The sequence below is a fragment of the Sinorhizobium garamanticum genome, from assembly GCF_029892065.1.
GTDB classification, from domain to species: Bacteria; Pseudomonadota; Alphaproteobacteria; order Rhizobiales; family Rhizobiaceae; genus Sinorhizobium; species Sinorhizobium garamanticum.
On sequence record NZ_CP120373.1, the window covers coordinates 3,936,413 to 3,957,013 of the forward strand.

The window sequence follows — 20,601 nt, forward strand, 5'->3', positions numbered from 1 at the left end:
TTCCGCATCCTCACGTGCGAATGGCACGTTCATTTATTCGAAAGTCGGCGCCGTCGAGCACTCATAGAGCACGTCATCCGTTTCCGCATCGACGCCAGCGAGGCTGACGTCGTACCCCCAAAGATGGCGCACGTGACGAAGCGTTGCATCGCGGCTCGCTTCGTCCAGGAGGATGCCGTTCTTCACGTTGTGCTGCAGGCGTAGGTGGCGATCGCCCAGGAGATCGACGTCCACGACCTGGATGTCCGACTGGTTCGCCGCAACATCATAGGTGCGTGCAAGCGCACTGCGTATGGTCTCGTAGCCGCGCTCATTATGGATCGAGGCAACCTCCAAGTAGTTGTCGCCGGCCTCGTCCGTCAGCAGGAACAGCCTGAATTTGCGGATCAATGCAGGGCTCAAATATTGCAGGATGAAGGATTCGTCCCGGTGGTTCGCCCATGCGTCGATCAGCGTCTCGCGCCATTTGCCGCTGCCGGCGATCTCGGGAAACCAATCACGATCTTCCGCTGTCGGATCAGTGCAGATGCGCTGGATATCCTGCATCATGGCAAACCCCAGCGCGTAGGGATTGATGCCCGGAAAGCGCGGGTCGTCGAAGGACGGCTGAAAGACCACGTTGGAGTGGCTGTGGAGCATCTCCAGCATGGAGCCTTCGCTGATCCTGCCCTGATCGAAAAGCCTGTTCATGATCGTGTAGTGCACGAAGGTCGCACATCCCTCGTTCATCACCTTTGTCTGCCGCTGCGGATAGAAGTATTGGGCGATGACGCGCACGATACGCAGAAGTTCCCGCTGCCAGGGCTCCAGGATCAGGCTGGTCTTTTCCAGGAAGTAGAGCAGATTTTCTTCTGGAAGGTTGAGCGCCTTCTTCCGCTCGGAGGCATCACGCTCGGCATCCTTGGAGCTGGGCCCGTCCGGTGAGGGCGGGAGCGTTCTCCAGAGATCGCTATAGGTCTGCTCTTCGTATTCGAGCCGCTCGCGGGTGCGCTCCCGCTCCTTCTCGGACGAAAGCCGCGGTGGACGACGATATCGGAAGACGCCTTGGTCCATAAGAGCGTGGGCGGAATCGAGAATGACCTCGACTTCGGATGTTCCGTAGCGTTCCTCGCATTTGGCGATATATTTCTTGGCAAACTCCATATAGCTCAAGATGGCGCTGGCGTCGGTCCACTGCTGGAACAGGTAGTTGTTCTTGAAAAAGTGGTTGTGGCCAAATGCTGCGTGCGCCGTCACCAGGGCCTGCATGGCCATGGTGTTCTCCTCCATCAGATAGGTGATGCAGGGGTTGGAGTTGATGACCAGTTCATAGGCAAGGCCACGGCGTCCCTTGCGATAGAGATGCTCCTCGAAAACGAAACGCTTGCCGAAGGACCAGTGCTGGTACATCAGCGGCATTCCTACCGAGGAATAGGCGTCGAGCATTTGCTCGGAGGAGATGATCTCGAGCTGGTTCGGATAGACATCGAGCTGCAGTTCATCGAGTGCGATCGTTTCAATCGCATCATAGGTGCGCGACAGCGTCTCGAAGTTCCAATCCGAATCGTGAAACAGAAGGTTTGAGGCCGCGCCCTTGGGCATTCCTATCGCCTTTCAGTGCGCAGTTGCATGGTTGGCTGCCTTGCGAAAAGCTTCCGGAAAACCGGATAGATGTCCGACGGCCTGGCTATCCGGGTCATCTGGAAATTCGACCATTCGCTGTCGACCGTGCGATAGGCGCGCCAGAGGGACGTGCCGTTGTCGGTCGTACCGAAAATCTCGGTCTCGCGCTCATCTATGATTTCAACATAGGCATAATATTGGCAAAGGCGCATCACCTGCCGATGGAGAAGCGAAACGCAAAGGTCCGAATCTCCGGCGCTGTTTTCCCCGTCGGAAGCCTGGGCAGCGTAAATGTTCCATTCACGCGCCGGATAACGCTCCTCAATGATGCGGAGCATCTCCTCGATGGCCGTGGAAACAACCGTGCCGCCGCTCTGCTTGCTGTAGAAAAAGGTATTTTCGTCGACCTCACCTGCCTCATCCGTGTGGCGAATGAAGACGATGTCTATTCGCTTGTAGCGCCGCTTGAGGAAGAGATGCAGCAGGACGAAGAAGCGCTTGGCCAGATCCTTCTCCCGCTCGCCCATCGAGGCAGAGACATCCATGAGGCAAAACATCACCGCGCTTGCATTCGGCAGCGGCTGGGGCTCGAAGCGATTGAAGCGGATGTCGACCGGGTCGACATAGGCAATGCGGCGGCGGCGGCGCTCCAGCTTGTCCAGTTCCTCGCGCAACGCCTCGATGCGTTTCTGGTGGGCGCCACTGGCATTTGATTCCGCCTCCAGCTTGGCAATTTCCTCGGCGATCGCGGCCACGTCCGCGCGGCTAGGCCGCCGCAGCGCGATGCGGCGGCCATAACTGTTGCGCATCGTACGCCCCACATTGATGTTCGTGGGGGATCCCGACGTCGCAAAGCCGGCCCGACGCGGCTTGAACGCGACCGACTCCTTGAGATTGAGCTTCACCATATCGGGAAGCTCAAGATCCTCGAAAAAGAGGTCAAGGACTTCGTCGCGCGACAGCACGAACTGGAAGTCGTCTTCGCTCTCACCAGTTCCTGCGCCCTTGCCTGAGGCGCCGCCACGCGCGCTTGGTTTCGGGAGGCGATCGCCCGGCGAGAATTCATGATTGCCGGGCAGAACATACTGTCTCTCGCCGGTGGTCGGGGATGGCTGGAAGGATGGTTCACCGACGCCACGCTCGGGCATGGGCACACGGTGCTCCGCATCCACGTCCGCGATCTTGCCTGCTTTGATCTGCTCCTTGATCGTGCGTTTCAGCTCTTCCCGCGCCCGTTTCAGAAAACGCCGCCGGTTGCCGAGGCTCTTGTCCTTCGGATTAAGTCGACGGTCGATGAAATTCGGCATTGGCAAACCCCCAACGTACGCATCATTAGCCCGCCTTGTTCACTCGCATGTACCAATCGACGAGCCGCCGAACCTGGCGTTCGGTGTATCCGCGCTCAATCATGCGCTGGACGAACTCGGCATGCTGCTTCTCGGTGGCGCTGTCTTTCTTGGAGCCAAAACTGATGACTGGCAGCAGATCCTCGACCTGACCGAACATACGCTTTTCGATGACTTCGCGCAGCTTTTCATAGCTCGTCCAGGAGGGATTGCGGCCGCTGTTCTTGGCGCGGGCACGCAACGTGAACTTCACGACCTCGTTGCGGAAGTCCTTCGGATTGGCGATGCCTGCTGGCTTTTCGATCTGCGAAAGCTCGCTGTCGAGTACCTTCCGATTGAGGATCTGTCCGGTGTCGGGATCCTTGAAGTCCTGGTCCTCAAGCCATGCGTCAGCGTAGGCGATATACCGGTCGAACAGGTTCTGACCGTATTCGCTATAGGATTCCAGATAAGCTTTCTGGATCTCATGACCGATGAACTCGGCATAGCGCGTAGCCAGTTCCGACTTGATGAAGTCGAGATAGGCTGCCTCGATTTCCTTGGGAAACTGTTCGCGTTTGATCGCCTGCTCCATGATGTACATCAGATGCACGGGATCGGCGGCGACCTCCTTGGTGTCATAGTTGAAGGTCTCCGACAGCACCTTGAAGGCAAAGCGGGTGCTGACACCCGTCATGCCCTCGTCGACGCCGGCAGCGTCACGATATTCCTGTACCGATTTTGCCTTCGGATCGGTGTCTTTCAGGTTCTCGCCGTCATAGACCCGCATCTTCGTGTAAAGCGGCGAGTTCTCATGCGGAGCAAGGCGGGTCGACACCGTGAAGCGGCTCAAGCACTCCAGAACTTCCGGCGCGCAAGGATTGTCGACCAGCTCACTTTCACGAAGGAGCTTCTCGTAGATCAGCTTCTCTTCGGTGACGCGCAAGCAATAGGGCACCTTGACGACCAGAATGCGGTCGAGGAACGCCTCATTGTTCTTGTTGTTCTTGAACTGAAGCCACTCGGATTCGTTGGAATGCGCGAGAACGGTGCCCTGGTAGGGAAACGCGCCGAAATTCTCGGTGCCGTTGTAATTGCCCTCCTGGGTCGCCGTGAGCAGCGGGTGGAGGACCTTGATCGGTGCCTTGAACATCTCAACGAATTCAAGCAGCCCTTGCGTCGTGCGGTTCAGCCCGCCGCTGTAGGAATAGGCGTCCGGATCGGCCTGGCTGTAGTTTTCAAGCTGGCGGATATCGACCTTGCCGACGAGCGAGGAGACGTCCTGGTTGTTTTCGTCGCCGGGCTCGGTCTTCGCGATGCCGATCTGGCGCAAGCGGGATGGTATCAGTTTGACGACGCTGAATTTCGAAATGTCGCCGCCGACTTCGTCCAGCCGCTTGGCCGCCCAAGGCGAGATCAGGCCGGTGAGCCGCCGCCTGGCGATTCCATACTTATCCTCGAGAAGATCGGCCATGCGTTCCGGGTGGAACAGACCGAGCGGGGATTCGAACACGGGGCTGATCTTGCCGTTGACCATCAAAGTATAGATGGGTCGCGCCTCCATCAGCTTCTTGAGTCGCTCGGCCAACGAAGATTTGCCGCCGCCAACCGGCCCGAGGAGGTAGAGAATTTGCTTACGTTCTTCCAGGCCCTGCGCGGCATAGCGGAAATAGCCGACAATCCGCTCGATCGTATCCTCCATGCCATAGAAGTCGGAGAATGAGGGATAGATCTTGATGGTTCGATTGGCGAAGATTCGCCCGAGACGCTCGTCCGCGCTCGTGTCGACGAGGGTCGGCTCTCCAATGGCTTCCACCATGCGCTCCTGCGCAGTGGCATACATACTCTTATCGTCGCGGCAGGCGAGGAGATATTCTTGCAGACTTATCTCTTCCTGCGCTGCGCTCGTATAGATCTCTGAAAAGAGATCGAAGACGTCAGATTCACTCCTTGTCATCATGCTCTCCCGCGGGAGGCCGGTTAAACCGAGACGGGTTCGCTGCCTGTTGGCCCCCTGCTTACAGTGAACTGTTTCCTGCCTCCAAAGTTCCTCAACACGTTGCGGTTTAGCTAGCGGATGCCGAAGCAGTGGCCAACGGTGAGCATCCGCATCTTCTCTACGGCGCGCGGCACTTTACAGAGGCGCAGCGAGCACCGTAATGCTTTGAATTGCTACAGGTCTTATCCGTAGTCGAATCGGATATTAGAAATCATGCAGCAGGTTCGCCGCTCTGTCACCCCATCATATTGGCCGCTTTTCACAATTCCGCGATAGCAAGCGGTTTCGCGTCCAGTCTCTGTCCCTTTTTCCGATTTTTCGACGAACGGCTATTTCCACCGCGGCAGGGGTCCCGCAGAACCGGTGCGCGGGCGAAACAAAACTCGCCTTCGTCTCCGTGGCCCGAACTCGGGCCGGGCGGAAAATGCTGCAGAGACCCCCGGCCAGATCTGGCACAGCGCGGCGGCGGCCCCACTCGCTTGCTCATAGACTTGCGTCGGCGACGCCGCCTGATGGCTCTCCTTAGCAACACAATATGGCATTTTGGTCGCGGGTGCTACCGAAGGCGTTCGTTTTGAGCTTCTGGTGTCGGAGTACGCGAACGTCCTGCACATGCAGCGGCGCGCGGTGGTGCCGGAAGCTTACGCAACTCGACGCCCGAAAATAAAAAACCCCGTAGGACCGGACGGTTACGGGGGCTCTTTAAGTTCAATTTGGTGCGGTCGAGAAGACTCGAACTTCCACGGGTTGCCCCACAGCGACCTCAACGCTGCGCGTCTACCAATTCCGCCACGACCGCATCGTGGTAGGTGCCGATTGCGTCGGCGGGGCTGCATGTAGCAAAAGCATTTGGGGTGCACAAGGGCAAGACGACAGAAATTTGACGAGAATGGAAACTATTTCAACGGCACGCTCGCGAAGCGCTGGAAATGCTGGACTCTTAGCGCGCGCCATCCCATTTACGGAGGCGGAAAAACCAGGAATACGGCCTCATGCAGCGCGATAATCTCGACCAAACCATGTTTGCTCCGCCCGGATCACCTGCGGTGCGCTGGCGCATTGCCCCTTCCCTCGTCGACTATACACAGGCGGTCGAAACCATGGAACGAGAAGCCGCGGCCATTGCCGCCGGCACCGCGGACGAACTGGTCTGGCTGGTCGAGCACCCGCCTCTCTATACTGCGGGCACAAGTGCCGACGCCTCGGACCTGGTGACGCCTGACCGTTTCCCGGTCTTTGCGACCGGCCGTGGCGGCGAATATACCTATCACGGTCCGGGTCAAAGGGTCGTCTATGTCATGCTTGACCTAAAGCGCCGCCGCCAGGATGTGCGCGCCTTTGTCGCAGCACTCGAGGCAGTGATTATCACCACGCTCGATTCGATGAACGTCAAAGGCGAACGCCGCGAAGACCGGGTGGGCGTATGGGTGCGTCGTCCGGAAAAGCCGCCACTGCCTGACGGGTCGGCGGCCGAAGACAAGATCGCCGCGATCGGGATCCGTCTGCGCAAGTGGGTGAGCTTTCATGGCTTCGCGCTGAATGTCGATCCGGACCTCGATCACTTCGGCGGCATCGTGCCCTGCGGCATCCGCGGCTACGGTGTCACCAGTCTGGTCGATCTTGGCCTGCCGGTCATGATGCCCGACGTCGACACCCGGCTGAGGGAGGCATTCGAAACGGTCTTTGGGCCGACATGCGCCGAAAGCGACTGTCTCCAAACGATTGGCTCCGCCGGCTTGAATCCGGCCACCGGCGGCATGATGCGGTAATGGTGGCCGCGAAACCTACGCCCGCTTTCGCTTCTGCATCTGCCGCTCCCGCCAGATGATGTACAGCCCGGATGCGACGATCACGAGAATGCCGAGCCACTTCGACGGCGTCGGAAAGTCCCCGAACACGATGTAGCCGAGTGCCGTAGCCGAGACGATCTCGAAATAATGGAATGGTGCCAGAAGCGATATTGGCGCGGCCTGAAAAGCCTTGACGACAAGGAGATGGCCCCAGCCGGAAATAGTCCCGAGCGCAACGACGAGCACCCAGCCGAGCGCCGATTGCGGCAGCGACGGTTCGAAGTCGACGGCACCGAATCCATGGCCGACCGCGATCACTGCCGCCATGAACAGCGTCCCGCCTATGCCGGCGATCGTCTGCATCGTCAGCGGCGGATCGGCGCTGCCAACAGCGCGGTTCAGGAAGAGGTAGCAGGCAAACAGGAAGGCGCAGGCGACCGGCAGCAACGACGTTACGCCGAAGGCCGCAAAGCTCGGCTGGATAACAACCATCGCGCCGCCGAAGCCGACTGCGATCGCCGACCATCGACGCCAACCCACTTTCTCGCGCAGAATCAGCGCCGAAAGGCATGTCAGAATGAAGGGCTCCACGAAGTAGATGGCGAACACATCCGCGAGCGGCATGTATTTCACTGAAACGAAGAAGAAAAGCGCCGCCGCCGCGAGCAGTATGCCGCGAAGAATGTTCGGCCAGAGCCGCTTCGGATAAAACGCCCGCAGCCCGCCCGCCGAAAATAACAACGGCGCCGTCGATACGAGTTGAAAGAAGAAGCGGTAAAAGGTCACTTGACCGGGCGACATACCCTCATAGACCGCCATGTATTTCGCAATCGCATCCATGCAGGGCAGGATGAGCATGGCGAAGAGCATGATCGCTACGCCGCGCATGATGGGGTTATGCGGCGCGACGGCCGTTGGATAATATTCGTTCACGGGCAGATTTCCGATGTCGGTGCCGAAACTTAGCTTGTTTCGTCTAGGTTTCAACGTGCGACTGATGGTGAGCCGCATTTGACTGCGTTTTTGACGTTCCGAGGTGGTCCGTCGACACCGCAATGCCTATAAGCTGATTTTCACCTCGCCCACAGCTGGAAGCTAGGGGCGCTTCCGGTAACCATCCCGGCCCCCTTGAACGCAACCGCGCCAAAGGAGAAAGCCATGCGCTTGTCCACCGAAACCATGATCGCGCGTCTTCGCGAAACAGGAGACGGCGACACGCTTGGAGGACGCATCTGGAGAGCGCGTGACGCCGCGAATCTTTCCATGACGGAACTAGCGGATCGGCTTGGCGTGCGCTGCGAAACCATTGCTGCATGGGAACGTGACCGTGCCGAGCCCCGCACCAACCGCCTCTTCATGCTGGCTGGCGTGCTAGGCGTCACTCCGGCCTGGCTGATAGCCGGCATCGGCCGCGCTCCTGACGACGATGCCGCCCTCGGCTCGAAGGAGGCACTCCGGGAGCAGCTCGATCTTGTCAAGAAATTGCACGCTCAGACCGGCGAGGCCATCGCCGCGCTCGAAGCGGAACTCGATCGCATCCAGCAGACCATTCGTCCAAGACGATGAGCCAGGCTGAAGCGCGTTTTCCGCCCGCATTTCCGTTAACGTAGTAGAATAGTTTATCGCCGATTCAAGCTGACCGCACCGATTGCCGCGTCATAACGAGAGCAATCCAGCACCAGCAACCATTTGCAATTCAAGGGAGAAGTGACATGGACGTACGCGCCGCCGTCGCCACTGAGGCCGGCAAACCCCTGGAAATCATGACGGTTCAGCTCGATGGACCGAAGGCCGGTGAAGTGCTGGTCGAGGTGAAGGCGACCGGCATCTGCCACACCGACGATTTCACCCTGTCCGGTGCCGACCCGGAAGGGCTGTTCCCGGCGATCCTCGGCCACGAGGGTGCCGGCATCGTCATCGACGTCGGTCCCGGCGTCACCTCGGTGAAGAAGGGCGACCACGTCATCCCGCTCTATACGCCGGAATGCCGTTCCTGCCCGTCGTGCCTCTCGCGCAAAACCAATCTCTGCACCGCCATTCGCGCCACCCAGGGCCAGGGCGTGATGCCGGACGGCACCTCGCGGTTTTCGGTCAACGGCGGGAAGCTGCACCACTACATGGGCTGCTCGACCTTTGCGAACTTCACCGTGCTGCCGGAGATTGCCGTGGCCAAGGTCAACCCGGACGCGCCGTTCGACAAGATCTGCTACATCGGCTGCGGGGTCACCACCGGCATCGGCGCGGTGATCAACACGGCACGAGTCGAAATGGGGTCGACGGCAATCGTCTTCGGCCTCGGCGGCATCGGCCTCAACGTCATTCAAGGCCTGAGACTCGCCGGTGCCGACACGATCATCGGCGTCGATTTGAACAACGACAAGAGGCCCTGGGGCGAGAAGTTCGGCATGACCCACTTCGTCAATCCGAAGGAGGTCGGCGACGACATCGTGCCCTATCTCGTCAACCTGACCAAGCGCGGTGCCGACCAGATCGGCGGCGCCGACTATACCTTCGACTGCACCGGCAATGTGAAAGTGATGCGCCAGGCGCTCGAAGCCTCGCACCGCGGCTGGGGCAAGTCGGTGATCATCGGGGTCGCCGGCGCCGGCCAGGAGATCGCGACGAGGCCGTTCCAGCTGGTCACCGGCCGCACCTGGATGGGCACCGCCTTTGGCGGCGCGCGCGGGCGCACCGACGTGCCGAAGATCGTCGACTGGTACATGGAGGGCAAGATCGAGATCGACCCGATGATCACCCACACGTTGCCGCTCGACGACATCAACAAGGGCTTCGAGCTGATGCATTCCGGCGAGAGCATCCGCAGCGTCGTGATCTACTGAGCTGACGGCCTGAATCAACAAAGCACCGGAATCGATTGAATTCCGGTGCTTTTTGACTGTTAGGAAATGTGTACAAGATGATCTTCGTCGATGCCGACGCCTGCCCTGTAAAGGCGGAAATTCTCAAGGTAGCGGAACGTCACGGCTTCGAGGTGACGTTCGTCGCCAATTCCGGGCTGCGCCCGTCACGAGACCCGATGGTGCACAACGTCATCGTTTCGGCAGGCTTCGACGCAGCTGACAATTGGATTGCCGAACGCGCAGGAGAAGGCGACATCGTGGTTACGGCGGATGTTCCGCTCGCCGCACGCTGTGTCGCGACTGGTGCCCTCGTCACCGGGCCGTCCGGCAGGCTCTTCGACAAGAGCAACATCGGCATGGCTTCGGCCATGCGCGACCTCGGCGCACACTTACGGGAAACCGGCGAAAGCAAAGGCTACAATGCAGCCTTCACGGCAAGGGACCGCTCAGCGTTCCTGGAGACGCTTGACCGGCTCTGTCGCCAAGCCAAAAGATGAACCGGAAAAGGACGCTGGGCCGCGCGATGAAACGGACAACAAGGCTGCGACACTGGCCATTCTATGCTGCGCTTGGCTGCGCCTTGCTGAGCCTACCGATCTCCCTGGTCCTTGCTCCACGCTTTACCCTGGAGATCACCGCCATCACGTTCTTCTGCGTTTATCTCATCAAGGCGGCCATGCGGCTCAGGCGCTTGACCGGCAGCTATCTCGAACATCATGCGCTTAGCACCGACGAACCTGAAGCGGTCATTTTTCTGGTTACGCTTGCTGCGGCTGCCGTCTCGCTGCTCTCGCTTTTCCTGGCGCTCAATCGGCAGGAACAGGGCTATGGCTTCGAGCTTCCCCTCGCCTTTGCCTCCGTGGGGCTCGGCTGGGCAACGATCCACACCATGGCGGCAATGCATTACGCGCACGTCTATTGGGTGGCCGATGAGAACCGTGATCCGATCGAGCCGGCACGCGGATTGATGTTTCCGGAAACGGACACACCCGGCGGTTATGACTTTCTCTATTTCGCATTCGTCATCGGCATGACGGCGCAAACATCGGATGTGGCAATCACCACTACGACGATGCGCCGGATCAATCTGGCGCATGCCGTCGTTTCGTTCTTCTTCAACACCGTGCTGGTCGCCGCGGTCGTCAACGCGGCGGTCCAACTGGCCGGCTGACGCCTCATCCATCTCAAGGAGAGTCTCATGAAAGTTATCTCGCAAAATACTGCCTTTGGCGGCATGCAGGGCGTCTTTTCCCACGATTCGGCCGCCTGCAAGGGCGAAATGACCTTCGCCGTCTATGTGCCGCCGCAGGCGATCAGCGAGCCGCGCCCTGTTCTATGGTACCTGTCCGGCCTCACCTGCACCCACGCAAACGTGATGGAAAAGGGAGAATATCGCCGCATGGCCTCGGAGCTGGGCCTCATCGTCGTCTGCCCGGATACAAGTCCGCGCGGCAGCGATGTGCCGGATGAACTCACCAATTGGCAAATGGGCAAGGGCGCCGGATTCTATCTCGACGCAACGCAAACGCCCTGGGCCGAACATTATCAGATGTACACATACATCACGGAGGAGCTACCCGCCTTTGCCAGCCAGCATTTCCGCATGGACATGAGCCGCCAGGGCATTTTCGGCCATTCGATGGGCGGGCACGGGGCGATGACGATCGCTCTCAAGAACCCGGAGCGGTTCAAGAGCTGCTCGGCCTTCGCGCCGATCGTGGAGCCCTCCACGGCCGACTGGTCGGTCGGTGCCTTCGAGAAGTACCTTGGCTCCGACAAAGCCGCCTGGCGTCAGTACGATGCCTGTGCATTGGTCAAGGACGGCGCACGCTTCCCGGAGTTCCTGATCGACCAGGGCAAGGCGGACGGCTTTCTTGAGAACGGCTTGCGCCCCTGGCTGTTCGAGGAGGCGGTACAAGGAACCGGAATCGAGCTGACGCTCCGGATGCATGAGCGATACGACCATTCCTACTACTTCATATCGACCTTCATGGACGATCATCTGAAGTGGCATGCCGAGCGGCTCAGCTGAGAAAAGATCGTATGGGATCCGAACCGAGCGTCACGACATGGATTGGAAGCGTGGCTGTCCAGCCGTCTCGACCAGGCGGACGCTCGACTGAGCAAGCCCGTGGTGACCTTCCATGTCGATGACGAGATGCCAATGGGCGGTTGCCGGGATGATCAGGCGCAGCGGCGATTTTCGCGCGATGCCGCCGACAAACTGATGCTTCAGTGTCTCCGTGTAGCGGGTAAAGTTGTCGGCGGTCATCAGCCGGACGTTGGCGACGGCGGACAGCGTCACTTCGATCGTCGTGCCGGCCCTTTGTTCCTTGAGGTCGTAATGGGTATAGTTCAATGCTCTTTTTGTCATCGCCACCTGGACCGGAAACTCACGTAAGACATTTCTCACGATGCTAGCGAGCGCCGCTTAACGAATAGTTTTGCGCCGGTCGCGTAGCGCCATCGCAACCACCATCTTCCTTTCCCCAACGGAAATCGGCTTCATGTTCCATATCCTGCTCGTCGGCGCCGGTGGCGCGCTGGGCTCCGTGCTACGTTATCTCGTTGGCCTCTGGACGCTCCATCGGTTCGGTCCCGCCTTTCCCTGGGGCACCTTGTGCGTGAACGTCAGCGGCTCGTTCCTGATCGGTTTCCTGGCGGAGTTGATCATGCACAAGATGGGAGCATCTCCGGAAATGCGCGTGTTTCTGATCACGGGCGTGCTTGGCGGCTACACCACATTCTCCGCCTTCTCGCTGGACGCGATAACGCTGCTGGAGCACGGGCAGCCGGCGCTCGGCATCGCCTATATTCTGGCAAGCGTCGTTCTTTCCATTCTTGCGGTCTTCACCGGACTGGCCCTGATGCGCGCAATGGTCTAAAGCCAGCAATTCAAAGTGCTGCAGCGTCCTTTGCGCGTCTGATAAGACGCGCGGCGCCGTAGAAGAACAGGATTTTTGCAGATGGCAGGCATAGAACACAGGCAGGTGGACGGTGACGAGGCGGGAATGCGCCTTGACCGCTGGTTCAAGGTGCATTTTCCCGGGCTCGGCTTCGGACCGCTGCAGAAGCTGCTGCGCTCCGGCCAGATCCGCGTGGATGGTGCCCGCGCGAAATCCGATACGCGCGTGCAGCCGGGCCAGACGATCCGCATTCCACCTCTGGGCGCCGATGCCAAGGACACCAAGACAGGCCCGATCGGCGGTCGGGACCTGCGCCATTCGCCTGATGGCGAACTGCTGTCGCGCATGGTGCTCCACGAAGACGCCAAAGTCATCGTGCTCAACAAGCCCGCCGGCATTGCCGTGCAGGGCGGCTCCGGCGTCAGCCGCCATATCGACAAGATGCTTGAAGCGTGGACGAGCCAGAAGGGCGAAAAGCCGCGATTGGTGCACCGTCTCGACCGCGACACGTCGGGCGTCCTCGTCATCGCCCGTACGCGCGGCGCTGCACAACAGTTGACCGCCGCCTTCCGCGAACGTGACACCAAGAAGACCTATTGGGCCCTGGTCAAAGGCGTGCCGCGCAAACGCGAGGACCGTATCTCCACCTGGCTCGTCAAGGAGCAAACCCCGGACGGCGATCGCATGCGGATCGCCAAACACGGCGACGAGGGCGCCGACCATGCGATTTCCTATTACCGTATCGTCGAGCAGGCCGGGCAAAATTTGGCCTGGCTCGAGATGGAGCCCTATACCGGCCGCACGCATCAACTCCGCGTCCACGCCGCCCACATCGGCCACCCGATCATCGGGGACCCGAAATACTTCGAGGCGGACATTAACTGGAACTTCCCCGGCGGCATCCAGAATCGGCTGCATTTGCACGCCCGGCATATCGACATTCCGCATCCGAACGGCGGGCGACTGAAGGTCACGGCCCCCCTGCCCCCCCACATGGTGCAGAGCTGGAACCTGCTCGGCTTCGACGAGAACGCCGCCGACGAGGAAGATTGATGAAACTCGTGCTTTTCGATTGCGACGGGACGCTGGTCGACAGCGTCGGGTTGATCCATGAAGTGATGGCCCGCACTTTCGAAGCCTTTGACCGTCCTCGCCCGACGACCGAAGCGACCAAGGCGATCATCGGTTTGACGCTTGACATCGCGATCGCGCGCCTGTTGGGCCGTGAACATGTCGATGGCCATGCCGTCACAATGACGGCACATTACAAGGAGATCTTCGCTTCGGTGCGGGCTGAAGCGGGCTTTCAAGAGCAGCTGTTTCCCGGCATTGCCGAGATGTTGCAGACGCTCGCCGCACGCGATGAATTGCTGATCGGTGCCGTTACCGGAAAATCACGGCGGGGCCTCACACACATTTCGGCTACGCATGGCTTCGACAAGATCTTCTTCGTTTCCCGGACCGCCGACGACTGCCCCTCCAAACCGCACCCGGCTATGGTCATGGAATGCTATGCGGAGGCAGGCGTAGACGCGAAGGACACGATCGTCATCGGCGACGCCATCTACGATATGCAGATGGCGAAGGCGGCCGGTGCCGATGCTCTCGGAGTCGCGTGGGGTTACGCAAGCGTGCCGGATCTGATCAAAGCCGGCGCCGACCACATCGCCCGTACACCGGAAGACATAATCGAATGGATGGAGCGCAACCATGCCTGATATACGCGATGAGTTGAGCGGCGCCTTGAGCCATGAAGATCCGGTGCGGCGTGCACAAATCCAGATGCAAAAGCCGCTGGCAAAGCGCTTCTACAAGGAAGTGAGCATCGGTACCGCGGAAGACGGCGGTCAGACCGTGCTTCTTGACGGCCGCAGGGTGCGTACGCCGGCAAAACATCAGCTTGCGGTTCCGACCCGCAAACTTGCGGAGCTGTTGGCTGCCGAGTGGGATGCGCAGTCCGACGTCATTGATCCGGCGGCGATGCCGATCACACGCATCGTCAACACCGCGATCGATGGCGTGGCGCTCGACCACCGCGCAGTGTTCGATGATATCCTGCGTTTTGCCGGCAGTGACCTCCTCTGCTATCGTGCCGACAGTCCCGAGGGGCTGGTCGCACGCCAGAACGATCTGTGGAACCCGATCCTCGACTGGGCTGCGCAATCGCTCGGCGCCCGCTTCATTCTGATCGAAGGCGTGATCCACCAGGAGCAGCCTCGAGAGGCAATCTCGGCCTATGCCGAGGGCCTGCGCGCCTTCGCGACGCCGCTCGGACTTACTTGCTTGCACACGTTGACGACACTCACTGGATCGGCGCTGCTTGCGCTCGCCTTCGCCATGGGGAGGCTGACAGTAGAGCAAGCCTGGGCTGCCGCTCATGTCGATGAGGACTGGCAGATCGAGCATTGGGGAACCGATGAGGAAGCCTTCCGGCGCCGCGAAAACCGGTGGCAGGAAATGCAGGCGGCCGCAGCGGCGCTCGACGCCCTGAGATAGCGTCGAGAATGAATTTGCCTGCCGCTGCGGCAGGCAATCACGCAAAGCTAGGCGAAAAGCTTTAGACCGGCGATGCCGGCGACGATCAAGCCGATGCAGCCGAGGCGAATGAGTGTCGCTGGCTCGGCAAAAAGGAATATGCCCAGCACGACCGTGCCGACAGTGCCGATGCCAGTCCATACGGCATAGGCCGTGCCGAGAGGCAGCGAACGGACCGCAATACCAAGAAGTACTATGCTGACGATCATCGATCCGACCGTTAGCACAGTCGGGGTGAAGCGCGTAAAACCGTCCGTATATTTGAGACCGATCGCCCAGCCGATTTCGAGAAGGCCGGCAAGCAGAAGGGTAATCCAGGCCATTTCAAACTCCTATTCTGGAGCGAGGCCGTCCCCGCGGATGTTCGGGACCACAAAAATCGAACCCGTGCAGCCGTCTGCAATGTGCACTCCTATGCCACGGGAGGGTGCCGACAGCAAGGTGCCGTCCGGCAAGCCTGCCCTGCACCGGAGGCAGATCTAAGAGTTTCGCTCGCGCCGAAGTTTCGCCCACCATTCGAGCCGCTTGCGAAGCTCGCGTTCGAAGCCGCGCTCAGGCGGATCATAAAACGTCTTGCGACCCATCTTCTCCGGAAAATAATCCTGGCCCGAAAACGCATCCGGCTCGTCGTGATCGTAATGATATCCCTCGCCGTAACCCTCGCCCTTCATGAGCTTCGTCGGAGCGTTCAGAATATGTTTCGGTGGCAGCAGCGAGCCGTTTTCCTTCGCCGCGCGCATCGCCGACTTGTAGGCCATGTAGACCGCATTCGACTTCGGCGCCGTCGCGACATAGACACAGGCCTCGGCCAGCGCAAGCTCGCCTTCCGGCGAGCCGAGATAGTCATAGGCATCCTTGGCGGCGTTGCAGATAACCAGTGCCTGAGGATCGGCAAGACCGATGTCTTCGACGGCCATGCGGACCAGCCGCCTGCCGATATAAAGCGGGTCTTCACCGGCATCGAACATGCGGCAGAGATAATAGAGCGCGGCATCCGGATCCGAACCGCGAACGGACTTGTGGAGCGCCGAGATCAGATTGTAGTGCCCATCCTGCCCCTTGTCGTAGACGGGGGCGCGGCGCTGGACGACGTTCTGCAGGGCTGTGGCATCGAAGATTTCATCCCGACGCGCCGCGCGCCAGACCTCTTCGGCAAGCGTCAGCACGGCGCGCCCGTCGCCGTCCGCCATGCGCAGCAGACTGGCGCGGGCATCCTCGTCGAGCGGCAGAGACTTGCTCTCCGCCTGCTCGGCGCGTCGCAGCAGCTCCTCCAGGCTCGCCTCGTCAAGCGGCTTGAAGGTCAAGACACGCGCTCGTGACAGGAGCGCGGCATTGAGCTCGAAAGACGGATTCTCCGTCGTCGCGCCGACGAGAATCACCGTTCCGTCTTCCATGACCGGCAGGAAGCTATCCTGCTGGGCGCGATTGAAGCGATGGATCTCGTCTACGAACAGCAGAGTCTGGCGGCCCGACATCCGCCTGGCACGCGCAGAATCGAACACTTTCTTGAGGTCCGCGACGCCGGAGAAGATCGCCGAGATCTGCTCGAAGGCAAGGCCGGCCTCTCCGGAGAGCAGGCGGGCTACCGTTGTCTTGCCTGTCCCTGGCGGCCCCCAGAAAATCATCGATCCAAGTGAGCCCGACGCGATCATGCGGGTAAGAGCACCATCTTCGCCGGTCAAATGCTCCTGCCCCGTGACTTCGGCAAGCGTGCGCGGCCGGAGCCTGTCGGCGAGTGGCCTCGCCGATGCCATTTCCGGTGGTTCGATGGGGGAAAACAGATCGCTCATTTGAAGAACTGTCTGATGATCTGGCCGTCGCGCTCGATCTCGACTCGCCACAACGATGCGTCCTCGGCCGTGACGCTTTCGAGCGTCTTCGACGTATCGATCTCTGTGCCGTTGACCGACCGGACAATGTCCTTCGGCTCGAGGCCGATGCGGGCTGCCGGCGAGCCTCGGTTGATCTCAGTCACGACGACACCGCGCAGCGACGTCGGCATGCGCAACTCCTCGGCCAGCCGCGGCGAAAGATTTGCCACGACCGCGCCGGCGAAGGGATTGCGCCCTTCGATCAGACGCTCGTCGCGCGGCGAAGTCTCCGGTGCCCGCTCTAGCTTGAGGACGACGTCGCGCGTCTCTCCATTTTCGGAGATCGTCACACGGGCTTCATGACCGATGCCGACGGTCGTCAGACGATAGCCGAGCGCGTCCGGGTGTTCGACGGCAATGCCGTTGACTGCGGTAACCACCTGCCCCGGCTTGATGCCGGCGGCCGCAGCCGGGCCGTCAGCAGCGACGGCTGTCACCAATGCGCCACGCGCGCGGTCAAGGCCGAGCGCCTCGGCTACCTCGGACGTGACCGGTTCAAAGGTGGCGCCGATGAAGGGACGGATGAACGAGCCGCCGCCGCCCTCGGCGGAGGCGACGAAGACCTTGACCAGATTGGCGGGAATCGCGAAGCCAACGCCGTTGGAACCGCCACCCCTCGAAAAGATTGCCGTATTGATTCCGATCAGCTGCCCCTTCATGTCGATCAGGCCGCCGCCGGAATTGCCGGGATTGATGGCGGCGTCTGTCTGGATGAAGAAGCCGAAGTCGCCCGACCTAATCTGGTTGCGGGCGAGCGCCGATACGATGCCGCTCGTCACGGTTTGGCCGACGCCGAAGGGGTTGCCCATCGCCAGCACCAGATCACCCACCTCGACAGCATCGGAATCGCCGATCGGAATGATGTCGAACGGCCCCTCCGACTGGATCTTCAGCACGGCAAGGTCCACGCGGTCATCCTTGAGCACGATCTTGCAGGGGTACTCGCGTCCGTCGGCAAGCGCGACCTTGATGTCGTCGGCTCCCTCGATAACGTGGTTGTTCGTGACCACCACGCCGTTCCGGCCGACGATCACGCCCGACCCGAGCGACGACTGTTTTTCGGTTCTGTTCGGCATGCGTTGGCCGAAGAACTCTTCGAAAAAGGGATCCCCGGCAAAAATCGACCGCCGTTCGACCATCCGCTCGGCATAGACGTTCACCACGGCATTCGCCGTCTGCTTGACCAGAGGCGCAAAGGAAAGCTGCATCTCGGCGCGCGATTCGGGCACGACCCTAGCGTTCTGCGCCGTCGCCGGGGCGGACATTGCAATCGCAAGGACAAGTGTCACCAGTGCTCGACGGCCAAAGATCATGTAGCATTTCTCCCTTTCGTTGCCGTTACGATCAGATAGGATTTCGCAAGAAAAAAGGCAAACGGCTGAACGGACTAACGCTCACGGACGACACACGAAAACGTGGTTTCCGGCACCTTTTCCAGTGATTGAAACTTTGCTCATCTGATCGCTTGTAACCGCCGATCTTTACCGAGGAAGTTCCATGACCGTCTACCGCCCGCCGCATATTGCTGCGTCCGAGATCACGCCCGAACGCTTTTTCCTCGATCGAAGAACATTTCTGGCGACGGCGGTCGGGGGTCTGGTTTTGGGTGGAGCGACGGCCGCTCGTGCGGCCGCGCTCGAGGCATCGCCGAGCCCCTATAAGCTTGATGACGCCATCACGCCCGAGGAAGACGCGACCAGCTACAACAACTATTACGAATTCGGCACAGGCAAAGGCGATCCCTCCGCCAATTCGGGAAGCTTCAAGCCTTCGCCCTGGACGGTAAAGGTCGACGGCCTGGTTGGCAAACCGAAGGAATTCGGGCTTGAGGAACTTCTGACCTTCCCGCTCGAAGAGCGGATCTATCGCATGCGCTGCGTCGAAGCCTGGTCCATGGTCATCCCGTGGATCGGCTTTCCGCTGGCCGCCCTTCTCGACAAGGTCGAACCGCTCGGCAGCGCCAAATATGTTGCCTTCGAGACCGTGGTGAGGCCGGAAGAAATGCCTGGCCAGGCCGGCTATTTCCAGCCGCTGGAATGGCCCTATCGCGAGGGCCTGAGGCTGGACGAGGCGCTACACCCACTGACGATCCTTTCAGTCGGCCTCTACGGAAAAACGCTGCCGAACCAGAATGGCGCGCCGATTCGGTTGGTCGTGCCCTGGAAATACGGCTTCAAGGGAATCAAATCGATCGTGCGAATTTCGCTGACCGAGACGCCCCCGCCGTGCACCTGGAACCTCAGTGCTCCGAACGAATACGGCTTCTATGCCAATGTAAACCCGGCCGTCGATCACCCGCGCTGGAGCCAGGCGACGGAGAACCGCATTGGCGAAGGCGGCTTCTTCGGTGCCAATCGACGCGACACGCTTCCCTTCAACGGCTATGGAGACGAGGTCGCCAGCCTCTATGCCGGCATGGATCTGAAGGCGAATTTCTGACGATGGCCGCCCTCCCCACCCTGCCGAAACGCTTTCATGGCCCTTCTGTCTGGGTGCTCTATGCGCTCGGTCTCTGCCCGGCAATATCGGCCTTCTATCTTGGCGCAACCGGACAACTGCCGGGCAACGCCGTCAAAGAGTTCGAGCACCTGCTTGGCCTTTGGGCGCTGCGCTTCCTCGTCGCGACGCTGACGATCACGCCGATCCGCGATCTTTTCGGGATAAACTGGCTGAGATACCGCCGCGCCCTCGGCCTGCTCGCCTTCTACTACGTGCTGATGCACTTCCTGGCCTATATGGTGCTGGACCAGACGCTACGCATCCAGCCGATCATCGCCGACATCGCCCGCCGCCCCTTCATAACCATCGGCATGGCCGCGCTCGCAATGCTGGTTCCGCTCGCGATCACATCGAACAATTGGTCGATCCGCCGGCTCGGACAGCGATGGAACAAACTTCATCGGCTGGTCTATGTGATCGCGGCCGCCGGTGCTCTTCATTTCGCCATGGCAGTGAAGGTCGTGGGGCCGGAACAGATGCTTTATCTCGGCCTGGTCACCCTGCTCCTTGGCTGGCGAGTTGTCCGAACGCACTTCCTTCGCTGGAGGCGCCAGCAGGTAATTTCAGGACGTCCCGCAACGGAAAAAGCGGCCGGGTGACGATCACCCGGCCGCTCCAATTTCTTGATCGCTTCTGCGTGTCTCCTTAAATCGACCTCGATTTAAGGAGAAAGACACGCAGCATCCAAAGTGCTACAGCGACCCTTGCGCGTCCGATTGGACGCGCGGCGCTGTAGTTTCGGCGATCAGGCTGCTTCAACTGCTTCAGCTTCGGCTGCAGCGCGAGCGCGGTCCTTCGCACCCTTGGCATCGACATCGCGGTCAACGAACTCGATGACAGCGAGAGCGGCGTTGTCGCCGTGACGGAAGCCTGCCTTCATGATGCGCAGGTAGCCGCCGTTGCGGGTGGCATAACGCGATGCGATCGTATCGAACAGCTTCGAAACGACGGCGGCGTCGCGGATCTGCGAGATCGCCTGACGGCGGGCATGCAGGTCGCCGCGCTTACCGAGCGTGACAAGCTTTTCGACGATCGGACGAATTTCCTTTGCCTTCGGCAGGGTCGTCACGATCTGTTCGTGTTCGATCAGCGAAGCTGCCATGTTGGCAAACATCGCCTTGCGGTGGCTGGCGGTTCTATTCAGCTTGCGGCCGGCTTTACCGTGGCGCATGGCTATTCTCCTTCACTTGCAGGCATCCGCCCGCAGTCTAAT

21 protein-coding genes and 1 tRNA gene are annotated in these 20,601 nt (G+C 60.3%); 12 read left to right on the forward strand and 10 right to left on the reverse strand.

Annotated elements, in window-relative coordinates:
* Positions 1-33 precede the first annotated feature (33 nt).
* From PZN02_RS18580 to PZN02_RS18595, 4 genes are all read right to left on the reverse strand, one after another.
* Entirely contained in the window at positions 34-1,581 is a 1,548-nt protein-coding gene (locus tag PZN02_RS18580; RefSeq protein ID WP_280659392.1) for a SpoVR family protein, read from the reverse strand.
* A gap of 2 nt (positions 1,582-1,583) precedes the next feature.
* Positions 1,584-2,909, reverse strand: a complete 1,326-nt coding sequence (locus PZN02_RS18585; protein ID WP_280659393.1) for a YeaH/YhbH family protein — start codon at positions 2,907-2,909, stop codon at positions 1,584-1,586.
* Positions 2,910-2,934: 25 nt separating this feature from the next.
* Positions 2,935-4,884: a PrkA family serine protein kinase gene (locus tag PZN02_RS18590; protein WP_280661548.1), complete on the reverse strand. Its 1,950-nt coding sequence runs from the start codon at positions 4,882-4,884 to the stop codon at positions 2,935-2,937.
* Between the two features lie 756 nt (positions 4,885-5,640).
* Positions 5,641-5,725: transfer RNA gene (locus PZN02_RS18595), tRNA-Leu, on the reverse strand.
* Between the two features lie 193 nt (positions 5,726-5,918).
* Here PZN02_RS18595 and lipB point away from each other — a divergent pair.
* Positions 5,919-6,695, forward strand: a complete 777-nt coding sequence (gene lipB, locus PZN02_RS18600; protein WP_280659394.1) for a lipoyl(octanoyl) transferase LipB — start codon at positions 5,919-5,921, stop codon at positions 6,693-6,695.
* 15 nt (positions 6,696-6,710) lie between these two features.
* Here lipB and PZN02_RS18605 read toward each other — a convergent pair whose 3' ends face one another.
* Positions 6,711-7,604 (reverse strand): DMT family transporter, encoded by an 894-nt coding sequence (locus PZN02_RS18605; protein ID WP_280661549.1) that lies wholly within the window; start codon positions 7,602-7,604, stop codon positions 6,711-6,713.
* A gap of 270 nt (positions 7,605-7,874) precedes the next feature.
* On the opposite strand from PZN02_RS18605, the gene PZN02_RS18610 reads away from it, so the two are divergent.
* The 5 genes from PZN02_RS18610 (at position 7,875) to fghA (ending at position 11,609) form a co-directional block, all read left to right on the forward strand.
* Positions 7,875-8,282 carry a helix-turn-helix domain-containing protein gene (locus PZN02_RS18610; RefSeq protein ID WP_280659395.1) on the forward strand — a complete coding sequence of 136 codons (408 nt, stop codon included), beginning with the start codon at positions 7,875-7,877 and terminating at the stop codon, positions 8,280-8,282.
* Positions 8,283-8,428: 146 nt separating this feature from the next.
* Positions 8,429-9,556, forward strand: coding sequence for an S-(hydroxymethyl)glutathione dehydrogenase/class III alcohol dehydrogenase (locus PZN02_RS18615; protein WP_280659396.1), 1,128 nt, complete (start codon positions 8,429-8,431; stop codon positions 9,554-9,556).
* 77 nt (positions 9,557-9,633) lie between these two features.
* Positions 9,634-10,074: a YaiI/YqxD family protein gene (locus tag PZN02_RS18620; protein WP_280659397.1), complete on the forward strand. Its 441-nt coding sequence runs from the start codon at positions 9,634-9,636 to the stop codon at positions 10,072-10,074.
* 26 nt (positions 10,075-10,100) lie between these two features.
* On the forward strand, positions 10,101-10,748 hold the full coding sequence (locus tag PZN02_RS18625; RefSeq protein WP_280659398.1) for a DUF1345 domain-containing protein: 648 nt from the start codon (positions 10,101-10,103) through the stop codon (positions 10,746-10,748).
* A 27-nt stretch (positions 10,749-10,775) separates the two neighbouring features.
* The gene (gene fghA, locus PZN02_RS18630) at positions 10,776-11,609 is read left to right on the forward strand and encodes an S-formylglutathione hydrolase (protein WP_280659399.1); all 834 of its coding nucleotides are present in this window, start codon (positions 10,776-10,778) and stop codon (positions 11,607-11,609) included.
* A 30-nt stretch (positions 11,610-11,639) separates the two neighbouring features.
* On the opposite strand, the gene PZN02_RS18635 is transcribed toward fghA, so the two are convergent.
* The gene (locus PZN02_RS18635; protein ID WP_280659400.1) at positions 11,640-11,951 is read right to left on the reverse strand and encodes a DUF1883 domain-containing protein; all 312 of its coding nucleotides are present in this window, start codon (positions 11,949-11,951) and stop codon (positions 11,640-11,642) included.
* Positions 11,952-12,084: 133 nt separating this feature from the next.
* Here PZN02_RS18635 and crcB point away from each other — a divergent pair, with 133 nt between their 5' ends.
* From crcB to PZN02_RS18655, 4 genes are all read left to right on the forward strand, one after another.
* Entirely contained in the window at positions 12,085-12,462 is a 378-nt protein-coding gene (gene crcB, locus PZN02_RS18640; protein ID WP_280659401.1) for a fluoride efflux transporter CrcB, read from the forward strand.
* An 81-nt stretch (positions 12,463-12,543) separates the two neighbouring features.
* The gene (locus tag PZN02_RS18645) at positions 12,544-13,536 is read left to right on the forward strand and encodes an RluA family pseudouridine synthase (protein ID WP_280659402.1); all 993 of its coding nucleotides are present in this window, start codon (positions 12,544-12,546) and stop codon (positions 13,534-13,536) included.
* Positions 13,536-14,201, forward strand: coding sequence for an HAD-IA family hydrolase (locus tag PZN02_RS18650; protein WP_280659403.1), 666 nt, complete (start codon positions 13,536-13,538; stop codon positions 14,199-14,201). Before PZN02_RS18645 ends, PZN02_RS18650 begins: the two co-directional genes overlap by 1 nt.
* Complete coding sequence (locus PZN02_RS18655; RefSeq protein WP_280659404.1) at positions 14,194-14,979, forward strand: ATP12 family chaperone protein; 786 nt, start codon at positions 14,194-14,196, stop codon at positions 14,977-14,979. Before PZN02_RS18650 ends, PZN02_RS18655 begins: the two co-directional genes overlap by 8 nt.
* 47 nt (positions 14,980-15,026) lie before the next feature.
* Here the strand turns inward: PZN02_RS18655 and sugE are convergent, their stop codons facing one another.
* The 3 genes from sugE to PZN02_RS18670 form a co-directional block, all read right to left on the reverse strand.
* A complete protein-coding gene (gene sugE / locus PZN02_RS18660) occupies positions 15,027-15,341 on the reverse strand; it encodes a quaternary ammonium compound efflux SMR transporter SugE (protein ID WP_280659405.1) in 315 nt (104 codons plus the stop codon).
* Positions 15,342-15,497: 156 nt separating this feature from the next.
* Positions 15,498-16,808 carry a replication-associated recombination protein A gene (locus PZN02_RS18665; RefSeq protein WP_280659406.1) on the reverse strand — a complete coding sequence of 437 codons (1,311 nt, stop codon included), beginning with the start codon at positions 16,806-16,808 and terminating at the stop codon, positions 15,498-15,500.
* Positions 16,805-18,202, reverse strand: coding sequence for a DegQ family serine endoprotease (locus tag PZN02_RS18670; RefSeq protein WP_280659407.1), 1,398 nt, complete (start codon positions 18,200-18,202; stop codon positions 16,805-16,807). Before PZN02_RS18670 ends, PZN02_RS18665 begins: the two co-directional genes overlap by 4 nt.
* Positions 18,203-18,386: 184 nt before the next feature.
* Here PZN02_RS18670 and msrP point away from each other — a divergent pair, with 184 nt between their 5' ends.
* A complete protein-coding gene (gene msrP / locus PZN02_RS18675) occupies positions 18,387-19,328 on the forward strand; it encodes a protein-methionine-sulfoxide reductase catalytic subunit MsrP (protein ID WP_280659408.1) in 942 nt (313 codons plus the stop codon).
* Positions 19,329-19,330: 2 nt separating this feature from the next.
* Complete coding sequence (msrQ, locus tag PZN02_RS18680; protein ID WP_280659409.1) at positions 19,331-19,987, forward strand: protein-methionine-sulfoxide reductase heme-binding subunit MsrQ; 657 nt, start codon at positions 19,331-19,333, stop codon at positions 19,985-19,987.
* 146 nt (positions 19,988-20,133) lie between these two features.
* On the opposite strand, the gene rplQ is transcribed toward msrQ, so the two are convergent.
* Complete coding sequence (gene rplQ / locus PZN02_RS18685; protein ID WP_280659410.1) at positions 20,134-20,559, reverse strand: 50S ribosomal protein L17; 426 nt, start codon at positions 20,557-20,559, stop codon at positions 20,134-20,136.
* Positions 20,560-20,601: the final 42 nt, after the last annotated feature.

Coding starts and splice junctions, on each gene's coding strand:
- msrQ (WP_280659409.1), top strand. CDS start 19,331: ATGGCCGCCCTCCCCACCCTGCCGAAACGCTTTCATGGCCCTTCTGTC.
- PZN02_RS18655 (WP_280659404.1), top strand. CDS start 14,194: ATGCCTGATATACGCGATGAGTTGAGCGGCGCCTTGAGCCATGAAGAT.
- PZN02_RS18670 (WP_280659407.1), bottom strand. CDS start 18,202: ATGATCTTTGGCCGTCGAGCACTGGTGACACTTGTCCTTGCGATTGCA.
- PZN02_RS18605 (WP_280661549.1), bottom strand. CDS start 7,604: ATGCGCGGCGTAGCGATCATGCTCTTCGCCATGCTCATCCTGCCCTGC.
- lipB (WP_280659394.1), top strand. CDS start 5,919: ATGCAGCGCGATAATCTCGACCAAACCATGTTTGCTCCGCCCGGATCA.
- msrP (WP_280659408.1), top strand. CDS start 18,387: ATGACCGTCTACCGCCCGCCGCATATTGCTGCGTCCGAGATCACGCCC.
- PZN02_RS18645 (WP_280659402.1), top strand. CDS start 12,544: ATGGCAGGCATAGAACACAGGCAGGTGGACGGTGACGAGGCGGGAATG.
- PZN02_RS18620 (WP_280659397.1), top strand. CDS start 9,634: ATGATCTTCGTCGATGCCGACGCCTGCCCTGTAAAGGCGGAAATTCTC.
- PZN02_RS18665 (WP_280659406.1), bottom strand. CDS start 16,808: ATGAGCGATCTGTTTTCCCCCATCGAACCACCGGAAATGGCATCGGCG.
- PZN02_RS18615 (WP_280659396.1), top strand. CDS start 8,429: ATGGACGTACGCGCCGCCGTCGCCACTGAGGCCGGCAAACCCCTGGAA.
- rplQ (WP_280659410.1), bottom strand. CDS start 20,559: ATGCGCCACGGTAAAGCCGGCCGCAAGCTGAATAGAACCGCCAGCCAC.
- PZN02_RS18580 (WP_280659392.1), bottom strand. CDS start 1,581: ATGCCCAAGGGCGCGGCCTCAAACCTTCTGTTTCACGATTCGGATTGG.
- PZN02_RS18590 (WP_280661548.1), bottom strand. CDS start 4,884: ATGACAAGGAGTGAATCTGACGTCTTCGATCTCTTTTCAGAGATCTAT.
- sugE (WP_280659405.1), bottom strand. CDS start 15,341: ATGGCCTGGATTACCCTTCTGCTTGCCGGCCTTCTCGAAATCGGCTGG.
- PZN02_RS18585 (WP_280659393.1), bottom strand. CDS start 2,909: ATGCCGAATTTCATCGACCGTCGACTTAATCCGAAGGACAAGAGCCTC.
- PZN02_RS18610 (WP_280659395.1), top strand. CDS start 7,875: ATGCGCTTGTCCACCGAAACCATGATCGCGCGTCTTCGCGAAACAGGA.
- PZN02_RS18650 (WP_280659403.1), top strand. CDS start 13,536: ATGAAACTCGTGCTTTTCGATTGCGACGGGACGCTGGTCGACAGCGTC.
- fghA (WP_280659399.1), top strand. CDS start 10,776: ATGAAAGTTATCTCGCAAAATACTGCCTTTGGCGGCATGCAGGGCGTC.
- PZN02_RS18635 (WP_280659400.1), bottom strand. CDS start 11,951: ATGACAAAAAGAGCATTGAACTATACCCATTACGACCTCAAGGAACAA.
- PZN02_RS18625 (WP_280659398.1), top strand. CDS start 10,101: ATGAAACGGACAACAAGGCTGCGACACTGGCCATTCTATGCTGCGCTT.
- crcB (WP_280659401.1), top strand. CDS start 12,085: ATGTTCCATATCCTGCTCGTCGGCGCCGGTGGCGCGCTGGGCTCCGTG.